General features: G+C 69.1%; 11 protein-coding genes. 6 read left to right on the plus strand and 5 right to left on the minus strand.

From position 1 onward, the window contains the following. The 4 genes from AB0J80_RS12075 to AB0J80_RS12090 all read left to right on the plus strand — a co-directional run bounded on the left by AB0J80_RS12075 (nt 1) and on the right by AB0J80_RS12090 (nt 6,461). Nucleotides 1-1,710 carry a hypothetical protein gene (locus tag AB0J80_RS12075; RefSeq protein WP_364703810.1) on the plus strand — a complete coding sequence of 570 codons (1,710 nt, stop codon included), beginning with the start codon at nt 1-3 and terminating at the stop codon, nt 1,708-1,710. Then, a complete protein-coding gene (locus AB0J80_RS12080; RefSeq protein WP_364703812.1) occupies nt 1,707-2,930 on the plus strand; it encodes a KH domain-containing protein in 1,224 nt (407 codons plus the stop codon). The genes AB0J80_RS12075 and AB0J80_RS12080 overlap by 4 nt, the downstream gene beginning before the upstream one ends. Beyond that, on the plus strand, nt 2,927-4,756 hold the full coding sequence (locus AB0J80_RS12085) for a vWA domain-containing protein (RefSeq protein WP_364703815.1): 1,830 nt from the start codon (nt 2,927-2,929) through the stop codon (nt 4,754-4,756). Before AB0J80_RS12080 ends, AB0J80_RS12085 begins: the two co-directional genes overlap by 4 nt. 1,264 nt (nt 4,757-6,020) lie before the next feature. Then, nucleotides 6,021-6,461, plus strand: coding sequence for a hypothetical protein (locus AB0J80_RS12090; protein ID WP_364703818.1), 441 nt, complete (start codon nt 6,021-6,023; stop codon nt 6,459-6,461). Between the two features lie 39 nt (nt 6,462-6,500). Here the strand turns inward: AB0J80_RS12090 and AB0J80_RS12095 are convergent, their stop codons facing one another. Continuing rightward, nucleotides 6,501-8,177 carry a DUF262 domain-containing protein gene (locus AB0J80_RS12095; RefSeq protein WP_364703821.1) on the minus strand — a complete coding sequence of 559 codons (1,677 nt, stop codon included), beginning with the start codon at nt 8,175-8,177 and terminating at the stop codon, nt 6,501-6,503. A gap of 674 nt (nt 8,178-8,851) precedes the next feature. On the opposite strand from AB0J80_RS12095, the gene AB0J80_RS12100 reads away from it, so the two are divergent. Both AB0J80_RS12100 and AB0J80_RS12105 read left to right on the plus strand, forming a co-directional pair. Next, nucleotides 8,852-9,094, plus strand: coding sequence for a hypothetical protein (locus AB0J80_RS12100; protein WP_364703823.1), 243 nt, complete (start codon nt 8,852-8,854; stop codon nt 9,092-9,094). 45 nt (nt 9,095-9,139) lie between these two features. Beyond that, nucleotides 9,140-9,436: a hypothetical protein gene (locus tag AB0J80_RS12105; protein ID WP_364703826.1), complete on the plus strand. Its 297-nt coding sequence runs from the start codon at nt 9,140-9,142 to the stop codon at nt 9,434-9,436. 50 nt (nt 9,437-9,486) lie between these two features. Here AB0J80_RS12105 and AB0J80_RS12110 read toward each other — a convergent pair whose 3' ends face one another. Genes AB0J80_RS12110 through AB0J80_RS12125 form a run of 4 tightly spaced genes read right to left on the minus strand, consistent with a single transcriptional unit; the run spans nt 9,487 to nt 19,267 of the window. Further along, on the minus strand, nt 9,487-11,601 hold the full coding sequence (locus tag AB0J80_RS12110) for a DEAD/DEAH box helicase (RefSeq protein ID WP_364703829.1): 2,115 nt from the start codon (nt 11,599-11,601) through the stop codon (nt 9,487-9,489). Between the two features lie 9 nt (nt 11,602-11,610). Beyond that, nucleotides 11,611-12,912: a BREX system ATP-binding protein BrxD gene (brxD, locus tag AB0J80_RS12115; RefSeq protein WP_364703832.1), complete on the minus strand. Its 1,302-nt coding sequence runs from the start codon at nt 12,910-12,912 to the stop codon at nt 11,611-11,613. Continuing rightward, nucleotides 12,909-15,581, minus strand: a complete 2,673-nt coding sequence (pglZ, locus tag AB0J80_RS12120; protein ID WP_364703834.1) for a BREX-2 system phosphatase PglZ — start codon at nt 15,579-15,581, stop codon at nt 12,909-12,911. Before pglZ ends, brxD begins: the two co-directional genes overlap by 4 nt. After that, nucleotides 15,578-19,267, minus strand: a complete 3,690-nt coding sequence (locus tag AB0J80_RS12125; protein ID WP_364703837.1) for a phage resistance protein — start codon at nt 19,265-19,267, stop codon at nt 15,578-15,580. The genes pglZ and AB0J80_RS12125 overlap by 4 nt, the downstream gene beginning before the upstream one ends. Between the last annotated feature and the right edge of the window lie 45 nt (nt 19,268-19,312).

Consider the following 19,312-nt stretch of genomic DNA (forward strand, 5'->3'; position numbering starts at 1 on the left):
ATGCTCGTCAGCTTCTCACGCACCGGCCCGCTGAGGCATCGGATCCTCAAGGGCTTCGTCGTCGCGGCGGACGACCCGGCCACGGTGATCGCGGCGGTGGTCGCACGCCGGCCCGACCTCAGCCCGCTGCGCCTCTACACCAACGACCGGATGCCGGGCGCAATCTGGCTGGACACGGGCATGCTCTGGCTCACCGACCCGGTCGCCCGCACCCGGCTGCGACAGACGCTCGCGTCGGGAGCGGCCACGCTCGCCGCCACCGTCCGGGCCGCCGGTGGCCGGCTCGTGCCGGGCGGTTGGCTCGGCGCCCGCGGCCGGGCCGACTGGCTCTGCCCCGATCTGCACGCCGTCGAGACGATCACCGACGTCCAGCGGGAGATCTGCGCCAACCTCCTGCGGGCCTGGGCGCCCGAGCTGATCGCGCTGACCGGTCAGGCCTCCTTCGGCGGCGACCGGGTGCACGGCGCCGGGTCACGCCGGCTGGCCGACTCGGGCGAGCACCTGTCCACCCGGTACCTGGCGTCGGCCAGTCCCCGGCACCTCGGCCGGGTCCGCGACAGCCTGCGTCGCGACGAGGGCGTGTCCCGGCTGGAGCTGATGGACGTCAACCCGGCCGGGCTAGCCGACACGGTGCCCAATGTGGCCGTACGCTGCATCGACGCCCAGCTGTTGCCGACCACGGTGCTCGCCCACGCGCTGCTGGTGCAGGCCCTCGCGGTGGAGGCGCGCAAGCTGGAGCGTGACGGCCGCCGGGTGCCCGCCGTGCCGCAGGCGGTGCTCGACCGCAACCGATCCCGGGCCATCTCGGCCGGGCTCGCCGCCACCTTCGACCCCCTGCAGGACCGCTCCGACAAGGCGCGCCGCGGCCGGTCCGATCGAGCGCGGCCGGACGGCCCCGTGCCGGCCCGGGAGCGGGCCCTCGCCCTTCTGGAGCAGGTCGTCCCGCAGCTGCGGGCGATGCGCGTGATGCCGGACGAGCTCGCGCCGGTCGCCTTCGGGCTGACGCTGGCGGGCACGCACGCGTCGGCCGTCCGTAAGGAGAGCGACCTGCTGCGGCGGTGGGCGCAGGACGGGGCCGACCTGGACCGCGCCGAGTTCTTCGGCGACGCGACCTGGCTCGAGCGGGACCATGTCACCGCGACCAACACGCAGGCCTATCCGGGCGCGACGGCGCTGGCCCGCAGCTACTGGGCGAACCGGCTGCGTCCGGCCCCGCGTCGCGCGTCCGCCCCGCCGTCGCCGCGTCGCCCGTCCACCGACGAACTCTTCGCCAAGGTCGGGGACGAGCGGTTGTCGGCCCGAGAGGTGACCGCGGCGCTGGCCGATTACGCCCGGGGTGGTGGGACGGCCGATCTGCTGCCGGCGCTGCGCAAGCTGCCCGGCGATCAGGCCAAGGCGATTCGGCGTACGCTGCGCCCCGGTCGAGCGTCGACCCGCCAGTCGGCCGCCGTCCCGCCCGACTGGGAGGGCGACCAGGCCGCCGAGGCGAAGCGGCTGGCCGGCAAGGACGGCCGTGCGCTGCTCACCGTCAAGCTGCCCGCCGCCCAGCGCGACGCCGCGGTCGCCGCCGCCCGACACCACGTCCGCCGCCCGCCCGACGGCCTGGCGGTCCTGCTGCTGACCAACGCGGCCTACCGTGACCCGGCCGGCGGCCAGTGCGCCACGATCGAGTTGCTGCTCGTCGACACCACTGTGGAGGCCGCCCGATGAGGCCGTCCGTCCTGCTCGTGCTCGACCTGCGGGAGTACGCCGACCCACCATCCGACGAGGAGGGTTCCCGCCGGTTGTGGGCCGAGGTCGAGCCCGAGCTGATCGGCCGCGACCTGCGGCCCGATCAGACGATCACGGTGCGGCGGCCGGGCGGCGTCATCGGCGCGACGGTGCTCGAGTCCGATCTCGGTGCCGGCTGGACCGGCCCGGACACCACGTTCGCGGTGTGCGGTGTGCTGGAGCGACCGAAGCTGCTCTACCGCTGCGGCCCATGCGCCGACGCCGGGCAGGTCCGGTACGGCCCGTTCCTCTGCTCCGGATGCGGCTCCACCGACACCCGCCGACGCGTCTGCGACGACCACGTCGTGATCCTCGACCTGTCGTTCGCGAAGGCCACCTGCCCCGCCCACGTGCCGGCCTGCGAATGCGGCCGGACGGCCAGCTTCTGGTGCACGGGACCCGGCTGCGGCAGCGGGAAGGCCTGGTGCGACCAGCATCGCCGGCGCCACCCGGGCGACGAGCTGATCTCGTACTGCCGTGGTTGTTACGACCGGCGGTTCCCCGACTGCTCGACCGGCGGATGCCGGAGCATCGGCACCCTCTCCTGTGAGTTCCAGGCCGGCGCCGGAAGCTGCCGCACCCGGGTCTGCCCCGGTCACGCCTTCCGCTGGCAGGTCTACGGTCCCGCCCGCCGCGGGCTCGTGCTCTGTCCCGCCCATCATCAGCGGCTCCCCTCGCTGGCCGCCGACGAGCTGGTGCGTCAGGTGATCAGCGGCACCCTCGGCCGGCGGCGGGGGCGGTCACGCGTACCCAAACTGCCTCGCCTGTCGCTCTTTCAACACATCTTCATCAACGTGCAAAAGCGGCTGCTGACCGTCCCCCAGCTGTACGACCTGGCCGATCAGGTCTACCGGGCGGACCGATCGCTGACCGCGCTGATCGACGAGCATCGGCCCGGGTGGCAGCGCGAACGCACCGACGCCATCACCGCCGAGCGCGACGGGCAGCACCACTTCGCCCGGCTCGGGCAAGAGCTGACCGCGATGGGTCACGGTGACATGGTCGCGCGCATCTCTTTCTCGATCTTCAAACCGCACGCCGGCGAGCTCTGGGTGCGCGTGCCTCAAGATCTCAAAGGACGGTTCATCGGAACGCGCGGAGCCACCATCAACGCGCTCCGGCAGCGCATCGGCCTGCAGATCAACCTGGAGAAGCTGTGAGTTCCCGCTGGAATTCCGACCGGCACCGCCTGGTGGTCGTGCCCGGGCCGGGTCTCGTCAACGCCGACCGGCTCGTGGTGAGCGACCGCGATCTTCCCGGCGACTCGGCCGGCCTGCTGACTGTCGGCGGGCGGCGGACCGGCGTCCGTCTCTTCGCCCGCCCCGAGCTGCCCTCCGGCACGATCGCGATCGCCGCCGGGCGGGCCGCCGAACTGCTGCTGACCGACGACCAGACCGCCTGGACGCTGACCGCGGACACGGCCGCCGAGGCGGCCCGGATCACGCTGGAGCCGATGACCGACGGCGCGATGCAGGACCTGTCCCGGGCCGTGCTGCATGCCACCGACCTGGCCGGCCGGGTGGTGCACTTGGACGCCGACGACTCGGCCTGGATCGAGATCGCGAGCATGCCGTTCCGCGTACGCGCGGCCACCGCTCGCGACGGCAGCGTCCTGGAAGGCCTGGTCCGCATCGGCCGCGGCACCGAGATCTCCCTGTACGGCAAGAGCGGCCGCACCGGCGTCGACATCGTGGTGCTGGCCGACTGCAGCGGCTCGATGAACCTGGCGGACGTTCCCGCGATCGGCGGCGAGGACCCGTACGCCTGGCAACTGGGCACCCGCTCGGGCGGCACCATCACCCGCGCCGACACCCAGAAGCGGGCGCTGCTGCGCCTGCTCGACGCGCGGCTGTCCGCGTCGGGCCGCCCGTCGCGCATCGCGCTGGTCCGGTTCGGCACGGCATGCGAAGTGATGTTCCCGGTGAGCGAGGGCATGGCCGAGGTGAGCGCCGACAGCGGCCCCGAAGTGGCGCAGACGTTCCGCTCGGCCGTGACCCGCCTCCAGCCGCAGGCCCAGAACACCGACATCGGCGGGGCGCTGCACTTCGCCTCCGAGCTGCTGCACCGCCACGGGGTGCCCGGCAACGAGCGGCTGATCGTGCTGGTCAGCGATGGCGCCGAGTTCAATCCCAAAGGTGACGACAGCACCGGCGAGGCCTTCCAGGTCACGCGCGACGCGGTCTCCCTCATGGACGAGCTGCGCCAGGTGGCCGGCATCCGCCTGCACGCCATCGGCATCAGCGACCGGCAAGCGTTCCAGCGCTGGTGCGACCGCGAGAACGGTGGGTCGTACGAGCCCTGGATGGTGCCCGACCACCGCCTGCTGACCAACCTGGTCCAGGTTGGCGGCGGCGATCCCAGCCGGATCGGCGGTCTCGACGTGCTGGAGGACTACTTCGGCAGCCTCGGCGGTGGCGTGACCACCCGCATCGGTGTGCCGGCCGAAGCCGGCCGGTTGCCCTCCCCGCAGCCCGACCTGGCCACGCTGGCGCAACGCCAGCTGGGCGTGGACACCGCCGAGCGGCAGGAGTTCGCGCGCGGGGCCGACGAGATCTTCGACCGGTACGCCGAATGCCTGACCCTGGCCGGGGTCCGCCCCGACCTACGCCTACTGCGTCAGCAACGACACGTCGACCAGTTCAGCGAGCTGAAGGCGGTCGCACAGACCCGCACGGAGCTGAAGGCGTGGATCGACCTGGTCGAGCAGATCTTCGAGCCCCGTCCGACCGGTCTGGCCCCCGAGCTGGCCCCCCTGGCGACCGATCGTCGCCGCCAATCCCTGCGCCAGGTCCGCGACGACAATCAGGCGCCGCTCGCGGAGGACGACGCCCTCGGCTGGTTTCGGGTCCAGTCCCAGCTGGCGCAAACCGTCTGTGCCCTGCTCGGCGACATCCGAGACGCCCTGTTGGTCGCCGCCCGGTCGGGCGCGCCGTCCCCCGCGCAGTCGGATGAGGAATGGTACGCCGGCTACGACAACTTCGAATGACGCCCGATCTCCCCCTATTCCGAGCGGGACCGTCGGCGGGCCACGTTCGGCCCGGGCCCGATCGCCGCATGGACAGCGGCAAATGAATGCACCCGTCGTCCCGCGGGACGTATCGGCTGACGCTAACCTCCTCGGTCGCCTTTGCGCGCTCGGAGTCAGCGCGGGCCTGCGCCACGATCTGGGTGACAGCAGCCTCAGCCTCGGCGATGCGGTCGGTGGCCTGCTCCTCGGCAAGCTTCAGGATCCCCTCGACTCGGGAACCTAGACCGGCCGGCGAGGGCCTGTCGCGAGCAGGTTCAGGCGCCGAGTCGCTTCCTGTCGTCGTCGTGCGGCGGGATACGCGACCTGACGAAGATCCACCTCGCTACCGCTCACGACATCCGTCACCGCATCGTTCCCATGGTCACCCTGGAACGAAAGGCGATCCTCGACTTCGCGGACGGCACGCCCGATCCCGTTGCTGGTCCGTTGCGTGCTCCCAGCGGGGAACGCAACGGACTCCCACCAACGGCTGACGATCTCCGTGCGGATGCTGAGGGTGCCCGGGGCGGGTCACCCAGAGCACCCCAAACGCCGGCTACGCCCGGGCGAGCTGCCCAGCTCGTCATTCGGGAACAAATCACCCTGCCGGCTCGATAGGCCGACCGAGGGTGGAGGCCTCAGGCCAACGCTCTCGGTGCTAGATGCGTATTCAGTTCAAACAACTCTTCACCACCGAACCATGGCGCCCGAACCGGCAATCTCAAGCTGAATAACAACCTCTTCCCGGTCACCGTGACCGGACTCCATCGCGACGCCATCGACCCGGGCGCCGGCGCACATGTCCGAAGTCTCTTCCCGGTCACCGCGACCGGGGTCCATCGCGACACCCGACCCTGATCGAACATGTTCGCCCGCGCGACTCTTCCCGGTCACCGCGGCCGGGCTCCATCGCGATCTCCGGCGCGGGCTGCTGTGGCATGTGCGCCACCACCTCTTCCCAGTCCCCCACGACCGGGCTCCATCGCGACGCCTTCGTAACGGCGCAGATGCCCAACGCACCCGCAAACAACGCATCGTTGAGCTCAGCAGCTGACCGGGCCGATCAGCCCGGCCCTTCACAAGCCGATCCAGGCGGCTTTCCGCAGTGCGGGCACTGAGTCGCTGTCGGCTGTTCGGCGCCGCACAGCACGTTACCCCGGTCGCGGTCGGCGGTTATCTGAGCGAGCCACTAACAAAGGAGTCGACGCTGAGAACCACCACAGTCACCGGAGCACTTGCCCTGTTGGCGCTTACTGCCGGGTGCGGCAGCGGTCCTGCCGGATCCGCGGCCTCGCCGACTCCGGCGGCCGGGCCGTACTCGTTCGCCAACTTCAATTGCCTGCCGAAGGACGCCGTCAAGGACGCCGGCAAGACCGTTATCTACGACCTCGCGAAGCCGGCGGCGGGCGAGGACGATTTCGCCCACGACTACACGGTCGAGTGCATCAAGATGGTCACCCAGCTGCCGGAAGCCGTCTACACCCAGATGATCCAGACGACGGCCCTGCAGGGCCGACAGAGCGCGGACTGGGAGGTCGACGTCGCCGCCCTGCAGAGCACCATGGCCAAGGCCAGTCTGCCCCCGATGCACGACGCGACCATCTCCGCGTCGTGGACCTACCACCCGGACAACGGCCTCGACGTGATCTTCACCGTGAAGAAATGGGGGTCAGCTGCCGGCTAATCAGTCTCGCGGCGGCTACCAGCTGCTCCCGAGAGGTGATCAGTCCATCAGCCATGCCTTCTTCAAGACGTTGAGAAGCGCGGCCTGACGCTCCCGCAGGACCTCCGGCGTCCACTGGGATTGGAGAAGAACCTGGCTCGTCAGCGCGAATGTGGCGACGCCATTCTTCCCGGCAAAGTAGGCGGACTTCTTCTTCGTGAAGTCAAAGTTGCGGGCCTGCGAGTTCTTCGTCCGATTCAGCAGCACCAGGTTGGCGATGCGGTGTGTCCAGTACTCCCGTTGCTCATCGGTGAACTTAACCTTCCATAGCGAGGCTGCCGCCGGGTTCTGCGGCAGGACGTGCTCGACGGTGATCCGCGCATGCTCGTAGGTGACGCCGGGCGCCTCCGCCAGCAGTTCGTCGAGGCGCAGCAACACGTAGCGGCGAACCTTCTCCTGGAGGTAGAGATCGCCGTTCAGCTTCTGCGCGACCTCCTGCTTCTCAGCTTCGGACAGAGCCAGCGACGGTGCGTCCAGTCCCGTCCCCTCCCTGAGCTCGCGCAGCAGGGTGGCGTAGCGCTGGGCTCGTGGGGTCGCGTAGACCCGGCGGATGAGCATGCTGGCCGCCAGCCGTTCGAGGGCCTTGAAGAAGTCGTCCAGCCAAGCGGCGTCATCACCGTGACGATGGAGTACCCACAATGCGGGCGGCAGCCAGTCGCTGTTGTCGATTTGCGCCAACCTCCGGAACCAGTTGTTGACCTTCTCTGCGCCAACAGGTGCCGCGTAAGCGTAGTCCCGGATCTGGCCGTAGGCCTCGGCGTACGGGGTTAGCACATTGTCGATGAAGTCGGCGCCCTTGCCTGGCAGGTAATCGGTGAGGACCTGCTCGGGGAACTCCTTGAGCAGCTCTTTCTCTGGGCGCTTCATGGCGAAGATCATCCGGATGTGTTGGAAGAGCTCGGCGAAAAGTTCGCGGCCCACCAACTCCTCAGCGCTCTCCCACCTCTCGGCGTAAGCATCTGAGTCGTCCGGCGGCAGAGTGCCGATGATGTTCGATTTGAAGATGTCGGTGGGCAGCAGATCGAGCCCGCGGGCGTTCATCACGCTGAAGATTCGGTGGGCGCTGGCCAGGTCCGGGGTGCTGACCACAACTAGGTAGGTGCGCATGCTCAACATGCGCATGAGATCAAGGCGGCGATGGGGCTGCCATTGGGCGAGGCGGCCATGGAGGGCGTTCGCGTTCTCCTGGATGGCCCTCTGGGCGTCGTTTTTGGCCGCCGTTTCCTTGAGAGTCAGTAGGTGCGTCACGCTGCCGGCGTGCTGGACGTGTTCCGCGAAGAACGCGGAGTCGCGTTTCCGCAGCGTAAGGCGCGGCCGCGATTCCAGTCCTAGGATCTTGTCACCCGGCTCGGAGATCAACTGGCCGAGGCTTGACCGAACCTCGTCGTCATCGGCCAGATCGCGCAGGACCGCGAGCAGAATGGTTAGGGTCGTCAGTCGCTGCTGGCCGTCGATGACCTCGGTCGCCGGATTCTGCTTGTCCTTCACGAGAACGACGGATCCGAGGAAGTAGGGCTCCTTGCTGTCGCGGTCGAGGGCCTCGCTCAGGTCGTCCAAGAGCTGCAACGCTTGTTCCTTACGCCACGCATAGGGGCGTTGATAGTCAGGGATGCTAAAGCTGTAATCGCTGCAGAAGACCTTATGGAGCGGCATTTCATGCGCCTCGAGTTGTGGCATTGGTCCATTATCCCTACCGGATCAGGCGGTTGCCCTCGGCCGGACGGCTACCTGTCACAGGTCTACCGACCATATCGGAGGGATCGATGAAAATTCGATCGAGCCAGGGTCGCCACAAGGCCGAGATAAGACCGTACAGCCGATTGTGGAGTAGTCACGCCGGTTGTGGCGGGTCCATAGAAGCAGCGCGTCGGCGCCAGCATCCCGCGCGGCCGTCCCGTGTAGATCATGGAACTCCCGCACGACGCGGGCGGCCTGTACCCCTGCGGGTGCCGATAACCTCATCCGTTTTGGTTACAGCCATTCCGATTGCCGAGGCGTGCGACCGGACCCCGGGCTGGCTTCAGCGACCAGACCTCGGCGAGGCTCTATGCAGAGCGCTCCGCAAGGATGATCGTTGTGTTGCTTCGGCTGCCTACCTCGGAGTGGCCAACGCCCTGGCTCTGCGACCGCTGCTCCCGATAAGCGACCGCAACAAGGACGTCGGACTCTCGCCCTGCGCCACCAGATCCCCCGTGCTCGAACGGCAACTCCACGGGCGCCATCGCGCCGATGGCAGTCGGCGGAACCCCATTCGTCGCTCTCTGTACGGGTGCCCGGCGTTGTTCACTCTCAGCCGACCACCGGCTCGGCGTCGGCGGACGTCAGCCGCTCAACATCGGCGAACCTGAGAAATGGCCGTTGAGGTGCTGCTGCAGCGGTTGCGAGGCGAAGGAGGACGAGACATCGCCGACATCATCAACGCGGCGGCGGCCGCGGGAGGCTCCATCAGCCGCGAGGAGATTTACGTCCTGTGCGACTACCGTGACGATCGAATGCTGAGAGGCATCACCAGGCCGGCGGCCCGGATCACCGCTAACCTTCAGTCCGAAGGAATCCTTCCGCCTTCTGTCGCGCCGATGATGAAGTCGGTGTAGGTCGACGCCGGTGCGCTGACGGCGATTCGGATTCCGCCGGAGGTCGTGGACCTTCTTGCCTCGGATACCCGGTCGCCAAGCCTTGGCGTGGAGGTCGAGCCGGCCGGCAAGTACCAGCCGCTCACCGAATACCTCCTCGCCTTGGACGTTGGCTCTGTATCCATGACGTTCGGCGAGATCGAAGACGTGATCGGTGAGCTGCTAGCGCCGTCAGCTCGCAAACATCTTCCATACTGGTACTCCTCGCAGAACTCGCTCGGCAAAGCCATCGCGACTGCGGGCTTCAAGGCTAGGGGTGTGCGGACGGAGGCCGAGACCGTCGAATTCATCCGCCGTTCGTAGCGACTCGGAATGCAGCCGAGACGAGCGATCGGCCGTCCCGTGAGGCGAGGTCAGGCCACGGAGACGAACCGGGTCGATTTGGTGAGGATCTGTTGTGCTCCGGTGAGGTCGGCCAGGCGGGCGGCGAGGGTGGCCATGGCGAGGCGTTCGGGCAGGGCGGCGCTGAATTTGAGGCCTTCGAGAGCCTTCTTGCTCACCTCCGGAAGGCAGAGACGATCGGCGGCGTCGGCGACGAGGTGACGCCATGCTGCGGGGGTGAGGTCTTCGCGGAGGCGGATGTACTGGTCGTCGAAGCGTTGGAAGGGGTCGACGACGTCGCTGAGGGTTGCCGCGATGGTGGCGTTGGCGCGGAAGCCGGCCCAGGTCCACCAGCGCAGGTCGTGATTGTCGGCACGGAGGATGACGGTGCCGCCGGGGTGGACTACGGGCGCGTACTTGTCGCGTTGCACGGCGAGCTGGTCGACGGCTCGGCGGGTGAGTTGCACGGGCGGGTCGGCGCCGAGGAGGACATCGCGCATAGCTCGGGTGAGTTCGAAGCCGGTCCCGGCGATCCCGCCGGTGGTCCAGCGTGCTTTGCCGCCGGAGTCGGCGGGTTCGACGAAGCAGCGGCGGCGTTTCCAGTCGATGTAGGTGACCTGCCAGCTGCGTCCGGCCAGCAGGAGGCGGCGGGGGCCGGGTACCTCCTCGGTGAGCAGGCACGGGTCGATCTTGCCGAGTTCGTCGCGGCCGACCAGGACGGTGAATTCCGGCGGGCCGAGGAAGACGGCGGTCATGTCCATGAAGTGCCGGCGGCCGAAGCGTTTCTCGGCTTCCAAGCCGATGTAGTACATGCCGCTGTCGTTGTCGAGGTATCCCTGGTCGGCGAGGGACCGGGCGATGGGTTCGGCGCTGCGGTCGAAGGGTGCCAGGCCGTTCCACCACTGCGGCCACAGCCGGTCTCCGACCTGATGTTCTTGCAGGCACAGCGCCATCAGCTGCTGGGCGACGATGTGCCGCGGCTCGGGCGGAGGGGTGACGGGTTCGACCCAGCCGGCGCCCCAGAGGTGGAGCAGGGCTGCCGCCTCGACTAGCGACTCGCCCCAGACGGTGAGGAACAGGCAGTTGCGGACGGTGTCTGCTCGCCGGCCGGTACGGCCCAGCCGTTGCAGGAAGCTGGCGACGGTGGCCGGGGCATCGATCTGGATGACCCGGTCGAGGTCGCCGACGTCGATGCCGAGTTCGAGGGTGCTGGTGGAGACGATGACGCAGTCGCGGGCTTCGGCAAACGCGGTTTCCGAGCGGCGGCGTTCGTCGGCCGACAGCGACGCGTGGGACAGGAACGTGGTGATGCCGTGGCCGCGCAGGAGCTGGCCAAGCTCTTCGACGGTCTGCCGGGCTTCGCAGAAGACCAGGCGCTTCTCACCAGCGTGCAGGGCCCCGATGACCTTGGCCGCGTTGGGTAGGGAGCCGACGTAGTCGAGTTCGATTTCCCCGGGTGGGACCCGGGCGGTGGCGGTGGTCGGGGTGGTGATCAGGTCGGGTGCGACGACGCTGGCGGGTCGGTGGCCGGCGGCGGCGCCTTGTAGCCAGGTCAGGAGCTGGTCGGGGTTGCCGACGGTGGCGGACAGGCCGATTCGCTGCAGTGGCCTGCCGATGAGGTGGGTGAGTCTTTCCAGTACGGCGAGCAGGTGCCAGCCGCGGTCGTCGTCGGCGAACGCGTGGACCTCGTCGACGATCACCGTCCGTAGGCCGGAGAAGAAGGCACGGTGGTCGACGTTGGTGCTGACCAACATTGATTCGAGGGACTCTGGGGTGGTGAGCAGGATGTCGGGGCGGGCGGCGAGGATGGTCCGGCGTTTTCCAGCGGTCACGTCGCCGTGCCAGAGCGCGACCCGGCGGCCGATCCAGTCGGCGTAGCGTTCCAGCCGGGGTTCGAGGTTGTTGAGCAGCGCCTTGAGCGGACACAGGTAGAGCACCGAGGTGCCGGTCCAGCGTTCGGTGGCCATCCGGGTGAGGATTGGAAAGGTCGCCGCTTCAGTCTTGCCGCCGGCGGTGGGGGCGAGCAGCAGCGCATCGTCGCCGGCGGTCAGCGGGGCAACAGCGTCTCGTTGCAGGGGTCGAAGGTCGGGCCAGCCCAGCGTGTTGACGATGTGGTGCAGCAGCACCGGGTCCAATGCGACGTCCACGACGGCCCCCTACAGCTGGAGGCTGATGTCGTCGGCGGAGGCGGCGTTGCGTTCAACCTCGGTCAGCTCGTCGGAGCGGACGGTCAGCGTGTAATGCTCGCGCGGGTTCCATTCGGCGAACTGGTCGACCCGGTCCAACACGTCCGCAACGAGCTTCTTGAGGTAGACCCGCGGTGCCACCCCGACCTGACCGCCGAGCTTGCCGGTGACCGCGGTGGCCAGCTCCCGCAGATAGGCGTCGTCGATCCGGTCCTCGACGGCCGGGCTGCCGTAGATCTCCCGGACCCGGACGCCCAGCTCGACCAGGGCATCCAGCGAGAAGCCGGGCAGGCGGAGCTGGGTGGCGCGGGGGTTGTCCCAGCGTGGGTCGGCGCCGAAGTCGGTGGCCAGGCGTTGGGCGAGGGGGGCGAGCCGCTGCACGCCTTGGGTGCCGTCGTAGAACGCGGGGGTGCCGGTGATGATAAGCATGAGGCCGGGGAAACGTCCGGCGTAGATCTCGTCGATGAGCTGCCGCAGCGCGTTGAGGGCTTTGTCCCGGGCGTCGGAGCGTACTCGTTGGAGGGTTTCTACCTCGTCGAGCACGAGGAGCAGGCCGGGGTGTCCGCTGTCGCGCAGAACGGTGAGTAGGCCTTGCAGGAAGCTGAGGGCAGCGAAGTGGTCGAGGTCGCCCTTGACCCCGGCGGCGCGGCGGGCGGACGCGGCGACGTGGGGTTGGCCGCCGAGCCAGGCGGCCAGGCCGTCGGCGGTCGGATGGTCGCCGGTGGCTGCGGCGGTCCGGTAGCCGCGCAGGGCCGCGGCGAAGCCGGGTGTGCTGCGGGAGATCTCGGCGAGCCGGGTCTCCAGAAGCGCACCGGCGGCCGCGTCGAGCCCGTCGGTGTCGTCCTCGGCCACCTTGCCACCGGCCAGCACGTCCTCTTCCAGGGCGAAGATCCAGCCGTCGAGGATCGGACGCAGCGCGCTGGGTGGGAACTGCTCGGTGCTCAGGTGTTCCACGAGCCTGCGGTAGACGGTTTCCATCCGGTGCAGCGGTGTTTCCAGTTCGGAGATCTGCACCTCGGCGGCGGCGAAGCCGCGGCGTTTGGCGCGTTCGGCGAGCCAGCGGGTGAAGAAGGTTTTGCCGGCGCCGTATTCGCCACGTACGGCCTTGAAGACGCTGCCGCCTCCGGCGACGCGGTCGAGGTCGTCGTCGAGCGCGGCGTTGAACCGGTCGAGGCCGACGGCGAGCGCGTCGAGGCCGTTCATGGGTACGACGCCGCGGCGCAGGGCGTCGATGATGTCCTTGCGTCGCCGGGCGGAGATGCCGGTGCTCATGAGCCCTTCAGGTGGAACTGATCGGTGAGCAGGATCCGGTCGAGTTTGACCGTGACGCCGTCGGGGTCGACGGTGAGGACCGGGTAGCCCTCGACCTGCAGCACCTTGCGCAGGGCGGTGACGACGCCGACGATCCGGCCGGCGGGGATCCCGGCGTGGGCGGCGAGGGTGTCCATCGTGGCCCGGTCGCCCCCGGCGATGAGGGTGTTCAGCAGTGCGGCGGCGCGCTCGTCGGACAGTGGGGCGCGAGGGTCGCGGCGTTGCTTGTAAAGCTCGCTGGCGAGCAAAGCGGTGACTAGGCCAGATTCCGGTGCGGCGGCCTCGGCGGCCGGGTCGGTGGACGCCAGCGGTGGGTCGAAGAGGCTTTCGGCCTGGGCTTGTGGTTTACGCGAGGTCGTCCGTTTCGCTGGTGCGGGCGCAGGCGTTTTGGCGGGCAAGGTCTCGCGCCACCAGGCCGGGCTGGGCACCGGTGCGGCGCCCCAGCCGTCGAGGGCAGCGTCGTCGCCGTCGGTGAACACGAGCAGCGGGATGACTGCTTCGGCGGGGGCCGCACCGCCGTGGTATCCGGCCTTGCGGGGACCGTAGCGCAGTTCTTCGCGCCAGGGCAGCACGACCGTGCCACCACCCTTGGCGACTCGGGAGCCGCGGACCAGCACTTCGCCGCCGGTGGGCGGCGGGTCGGCCGGCCGCCACCGGTTCTCGCTGCTCGGGCTCGGCCGGTAGACGGCCTCCGGACCGCGGTCGACCACGTGGCCGTGGTCGGACAGGACGATCACGATCCGGCCGGCGGCCAGCGTGAGCAGGTCGCGGATCCCGGGGATGGTGTCGCTGCCCCAGACGGTCGTGCCAGGGTCGCTTCGGTCGAGCGCGTCGTCGATGGTGTTGACGACGGCGGCTACGACCGGGATCGCCGGGTCGGCGAGGGCCGCTGCCACGTCCGGGGCGATCGCGGCGCCGGCGTGCCCGCGTAGCTTGGCCTTGTGCAGCAACGCTCCGGTCGGGTAGCGCTGCTGGAATGCTTGCAGCTCGGCTGCCTGCTGACCGACGGTGATCCGGCCGCTGAGCAGGCTGCACCGGCTGACCTCGGTGATAGTGGGCAGGGCGGCGAGCACTCCGGTGCGCGGGCCACCGCCGGGGGTGAGTTCAGTCCACGTGCCCATGCGGGTCAAAGACTCGGCCAGTTCGGTTGCGGCGGCCACGCTCATCCCGTCCATCACCAGCAGCAGCGCCCGGTTTCCCTGGTCGAGGATCGGTTGCAGCACCCGGTCGAGGACGTGCTCGACGTGGATGAGCTGGCCTGGCTCCGACTCACCCGCGGTGGCGGGAGCGAGCAGGTCGGCGAACTGCTGGTCGTGCCGGGCACGGCGGGCGTCGACCGCCTGGTGCAGCAGGTGCAGCGCCTCGGCGACCTGCGGGTCGGGGTCGCCCGCGAAGATGTCCAGCCGGGCTCGGTCGACCCAGCCATCGTCGCGTACCTGGCGGTGCAGGGCCTCGTGGAGAGTGGCGGGTTCCGCGTCGTCGGTGGCGAGCCAGCGCAGCAGTCGCACCGCCATCTGCATGGTTTTGAGCCGGTCGGGGTCGCCGCCGCGGTGCTCGCCGACGCGGGCCAGCGCGGTCTGGGCGGCTGCGATGCTGGACGCCGTGATCGAATTAGCCGCTGGCACCGCGAGCCGGACGGCGGCGGCGACTTCGCGAAGCCGGTGCACGAACCCGGAGGGCAGTAGGTTGCTGCCGCCGAGCAGGCTCGTGGCCTCGACGTCAGCGGCGATAGCTTCGGCTCGGGCGAGCATCCGGTTGGCCTCGACGCTCCCGTCGCCGGTGCCGATGACCCGGTCCACCCACGCCTCGGCGGCGGCAGCGAACGCCACCGCCTGTTCCTCGACGAGCTTGGCACCGCCGAACCACGGTTCCAGCCTGGCCCGGGCGACGGCGACGGACGTGGCTGCTTTCGAACCGGTCGGTCCGGGCCACAACACTCCGGCGAGCAGACCGAGCGGTACGGCGTCGACACCGTTGCCGGCGCGTGCGGCGGTCAGCACCGGCACGACCGCGCCGCCAGCGACCTCGGCGAGGTATCCGGTCAGACCGTCGAGCACCGGATCGGCAACCTTGCCCAGGCGTAGGACCCGCGCGGCGTCGGTGCTCCACTCCATCAGCCCCGCGCTGTCGATCTCGTCATGGTCCATTCCGAACAGCTCCGCCGCCAGACTTCGCAAAGCGTGATCGCGGGTGAGGACGGTGCCGGATGCCGGGGGCCACTCGCTCGCCGGAACGTGGTCGATCAGCGCGTCGGCCACCCAACGGCCCAGCCCGGCCAGGGTCGGGTCGACCGTGGCGGCGTTGAACATCGCGACGACCACGTCCCACGGCTGCACTGTGCGTACATGGTGCTTACTCAAGTGCGCCAGTAGCCCGTCGCCGAGTTCGTCGTCGGATAGCTCGGTAAGTAACACCAGCCGCTCGCCGTCGACCCGGTCGTGCAGGGCTGCTCGGGCTGCCAGCGGTGTCGGGCACGGCACGATCCGCACGGTCGTGTCACCGGCGGTGAGGGCTGGCTCGTCTTTCCAGACCGGCTCGGCGCGCAGTGCGATGGCGGGTGCGTGGTCATCGTCATCGGACAGCCACGCCTCCACTTTCCGTCTGATCGCGGCCGGCTGGGCCACGGTCACCGCACCTCCCAGGTGACGACGACAGTGTGGCCCTCGCTCAGCTCGGCGCGAAGCTGAGCGGTCAGGTCGTCGAGCTGCTTGTCGTCGGCAAGCACGCTGCGACCGTTCCGGCCGCCGTCTGGCGAAGGCTCAGTGGGATCGGTCACCGGCGGGTGGACCACGGTGGGTCCCACGACGGTCGGCGGATGCCCCACCGCTGGCGGCGGGACCACCGGCGGCTCGACGATGAGGGCGGTGGCCTCGTCAATGGCAGTCCGCAGAGCGGCAGGTAGGTCGGCGGCATTTGCGTCATGGCGAGCGGCGGTGTGCAGCTTCTCGATGATCGCGGCGGCCGTCGGGTCGCTTGCCGCGCGCTTGTTCACCGCTTCGATCAGGCTCCACTGCGTGGCGTCGAGGGCGCGGCGGACCGCGTCGGCGGTCTTGACGACCGTACCCACCGCGACGTCGTCGAGGTCGAACGGGACATCGGCGATGAGAGTGATCAGGACAAGGTCGTCCTTCTCGTTGGCGATGTCGGTGAGCAGGTCGGCGATCTTGCGAGCGTGGTGCAGCCGGCCCTGCGCAAGCTGCGGGTCCAGCCCCAGCGGGCCGGCGTGCCCTACGAGCGCACCGGCCAGGTCGAGCACCGGCTGCCGGTACCGGCCGGCCTGCTCCCGCAGGGTCTGCGCCAGGGAGGCGACACCGGCCGCCGTCCGATAGCCCTGCGTCGCCACGCCGAAGATGCCCTGGGTGCGGCGGCTGCCTCGATTCCACAGGTCCTCGTCGGGAAGCGCGATGTGGTGCAACTCCAGCTGGTCGTCGATGCCCTGCAACGACGAAAGCGGCGCCGCACTGCCGTGCCGGTACCAGGCCAGCTGCTGTTCCTCGGCGAACACCGCGATGATCAGGTTTTGCAGCTCCCGATCGAAACCGCGTGCGGCCGGCTCGTCGAGCAGCTTTCGCAGCACGTGGACGGGGAAACGCTCGGTGTAACCCTCAGCCGCGGCCCGGTGAGTGAGGTGACCGCTCCACCAGCACGTGCCACCGGTGAGCACGTAGCGGTGCTCGACCAGCTCACCGAGACGCAGCGGATTGCAGATTCGCCGCACGGTCTTCTGGTCAGCCTGGTCGACCGCCACGCCCTTGGTCTCGTCGGCGACGGCAAGCTTCGCGTACTTGAGGATCTTCGCCAGTTCGGTGCGGGTGGGCACCTTCTCGTCGTCGGGCAGTGCGGGCGTACCCGGGTAGGCCCAGGCCAGCAACTCACCGGTGAGGTTGACGAAGGCGTCACGCAGCACGCCGCCGCGCGGGTCGCCGGGACGGAACCCCTCGGTCAACGAGTGCAGGATCGCCACGTCGTCCGGCTCGACGACGCTCGGGTCGGGCACTGTCGCACCGTACGCCTGCTTCAGCGCCGTCAGCAGCGCGGAACGCAGCTGCTGTTCGCGTTGCTGGAAGTACGCCTTCGCACCTTCCCGCCATGCCTTGGACTGGTCGGCGGCGAGCGTTTCGATCCGGCTGCCGTCCGGCCCGTACAACACATAGTTGACCTTGGCGAGGGTGGCGACCCGTGCCATCGACTCGTTGCTGAGGAACAACGGCATCCAGAAGATGGTGCGCGAGCCCTTCGGTAGGGTCTCGATGCGGGCGAAGTCCTCGTTGCGCCGGTGCCCGGGGTCGAACGGGTAGTCGATCACCACCCGCCACGCGTCGCCGTCGGCGAGCAGCGCGTTGTCGGGCATGTTGTCCTTGTCGCGCACGTTGCCGAACCGCACGTGAAGCACATGCTTGCGGCCCCGCCACTCCCGCTGGTACGGATACTCACCCAGAGTGCCGGCGCGGCTGTCCAGCCCGAGCTCGTCGCAGACCAGGTCACGCACGAGCTGCTGAATCACGACGGTCGCGGTCTCGCGCGGCGGGACCGAGTCGATCAGCCGCTCGTAGTCGTCGTCCGCGATCTTCACCTGGATGACCGGGTCGGGCCCGTCGGAGATATACAGGTCGCCGACGTCTGCGTTGAGCCGCCGCAGCCGGTCGAGAACGATCTGGCTCTCGTAGTTGGGCAGCGGCGACGCGATCGACCCGAAGTTCAGCGCGTGGAGCTTCGCCGCCGTCAGGTTATGCAGCGCCGGTACCTCGCTGACCAGGTACCCCAGGATCAACGTCTTGATGAGCTGGTCGTCGATCTGGAAGTCGGCGTGCCCGGCAGCGTCCTCCTCGGTGATGCCGTGCAGGTTGAGCAGGAACGGCCGGAACCGGGTGCGGTAGGCCTCGCGGGCGTTGGCGAACTTCTGCCGCAGCTGCGGCCGGTCGGGCAGCTCCCCGCGCAGCACTAGAGGCTCAAACAGAGCGGCCACCCCGATCAGGTCGTTGACCTGCAGCGTGTCACGCCGCTCGACCAGAAGCTCGGTCATCACCTTGATTGCGGTGCGCTCGCGCTGCAGCGCCTGCGACAACGCCACCAACGTGGCGACCAGGGCCGGAGAGAAGGGATAGAGCCGGCGGAACGCGGTCGCGTCGGAGCCGATGCCGGCATCCCCGAACTGGGCACCGAGCAGCAGCACATCCCACACGTCACGCCGGTTACGCACCTGCGCGAACGCCTCGTCGATCACCTTGCGGGCCGCGTCGTCCTGCTTGAGCAGCCGCTTCTCGGTGATCTCGGGAAGGTTGGTGTCGGCGAGCACGATGTCGGAGCCGAGCCGGCCCTGCACGCTGCGCATCACGTCGGCGAGGGCTGCCCGCTCGGTGCCGCCGACCTGCGGGCCGAGGAACTCCTCCAGGTTTCGCTGCCGGGCCACAAACGAGACGATCGGTAGCGGCCGGGTCGAGTCGGACGACTCGACCAGCTTATTGAGCTTCGCACCCTCAGTCTGCACGAACGTGTGATCGGCGATCTTCGTGGACAGCCAGAGGATCAACTCGTCGAGGAAGAACACCATCGCGTCGTAGCCCAGCGACTTGGCGTGCCGGGTGATCACCGCGAGGCCGGTATCGAAATCCAGATATTCCGCGCTCTGCACCGCACCGGTGAAGAACGTGCTCGTCAAGGCGCTGACCAGCTTGTCACGCAGGGGCGTGCCCGGCGGCTCGGCCACCGCCTGGGCGTAGGTCTCCGCCGACCACGCCACCGTCTGTGCCCGCTGCACGGCCAGCCCACCACCGGACGCCCCGCTCGGGCCACCCCGCAACGACGCGAAGAACCGCTCGTCGCCGAGGCTCTGCCGCAGGCGGTCAGCGTCGGCGATCAATGCATCCGAGCGGTGCACCGCCGGAGGAGGCTCATCGGGGTGCAGCACCCGGATCTGGCGCAGATAGCCCTCCAGGACTGCCTGCTCCACCGTGCGCGCGTCGAGCATGTGGAAACTCAGCGTGAGGAACTTGCGGCCCTTCAGCACCGGGTCGGTCTTGTCGATCGGCTCGCCCAGGCCACGCACGGACCGGGCATCGGGGTTGTGCCGCAGGATCTCCCGCAGCACCGCCATGAAATGCGACTTGCCGGAGCCGAACGAACCGTGCAGGAACTTCGCCTGCGACCGGCCCGACTGCACCGCGTGGGCGACCATGCTTAGCGCCTCGTCGAAGTTGCGCTTCAGATCGTCGGTCACCACATAGCGACCGAGGTCGGCGCCCTGCGACGCCGTGACCACGAAGTCCGAATCCCCCACCGACACCGGAATGTCGATGAGGTCGCGCAGCAAGGTCACCTTTAGCTCCTAACCGATCGCCCACCGCTTCGACCGAGTACGCAG

The organism is Actinoplanes sp. NPDC049548, from assembly GCF_040676695.1.
Classification (GTDB): Bacteria; Actinomycetota; Actinomycetes; order Mycobacteriales; family Micromonosporaceae; genus Actinoplanes.

What these genes read in the sequence shown, in the direction of transcription:
- brxD (WP_364703832.1), bottom strand. Translation starts at nt 12,912, where the DNA reads ATGAGCACCGGCATCTCCGCCCGGCGACGCAAGGACATCATCGACGCC.
- AB0J80_RS12095 (WP_364703821.1), bottom strand. Translation starts at nt 8,177, where the DNA reads ATGCCACAACTCGAGGCGCATGAAATGCCGCTCCATAAGGTCTTCTGC.
- AB0J80_RS12080 (WP_364703812.1), top strand. Translation starts at nt 1,707, where the DNA reads ATGAGGCCGTCCGTCCTGCTCGTGCTCGACCTGCGGGAGTACGCCGAC.
- AB0J80_RS12075 (WP_364703810.1), top strand. Translation starts at nt 1, where the DNA reads ATGCTCGTCAGCTTCTCACGCACCGGCCCGCTGAGGCATCGGATCCTC.
- AB0J80_RS12100 (WP_364703823.1), top strand. Translation starts at nt 8,852, where the DNA reads ATGGCCGTTGAGGTGCTGCTGCAGCGGTTGCGAGGCGAAGGAGGACGA.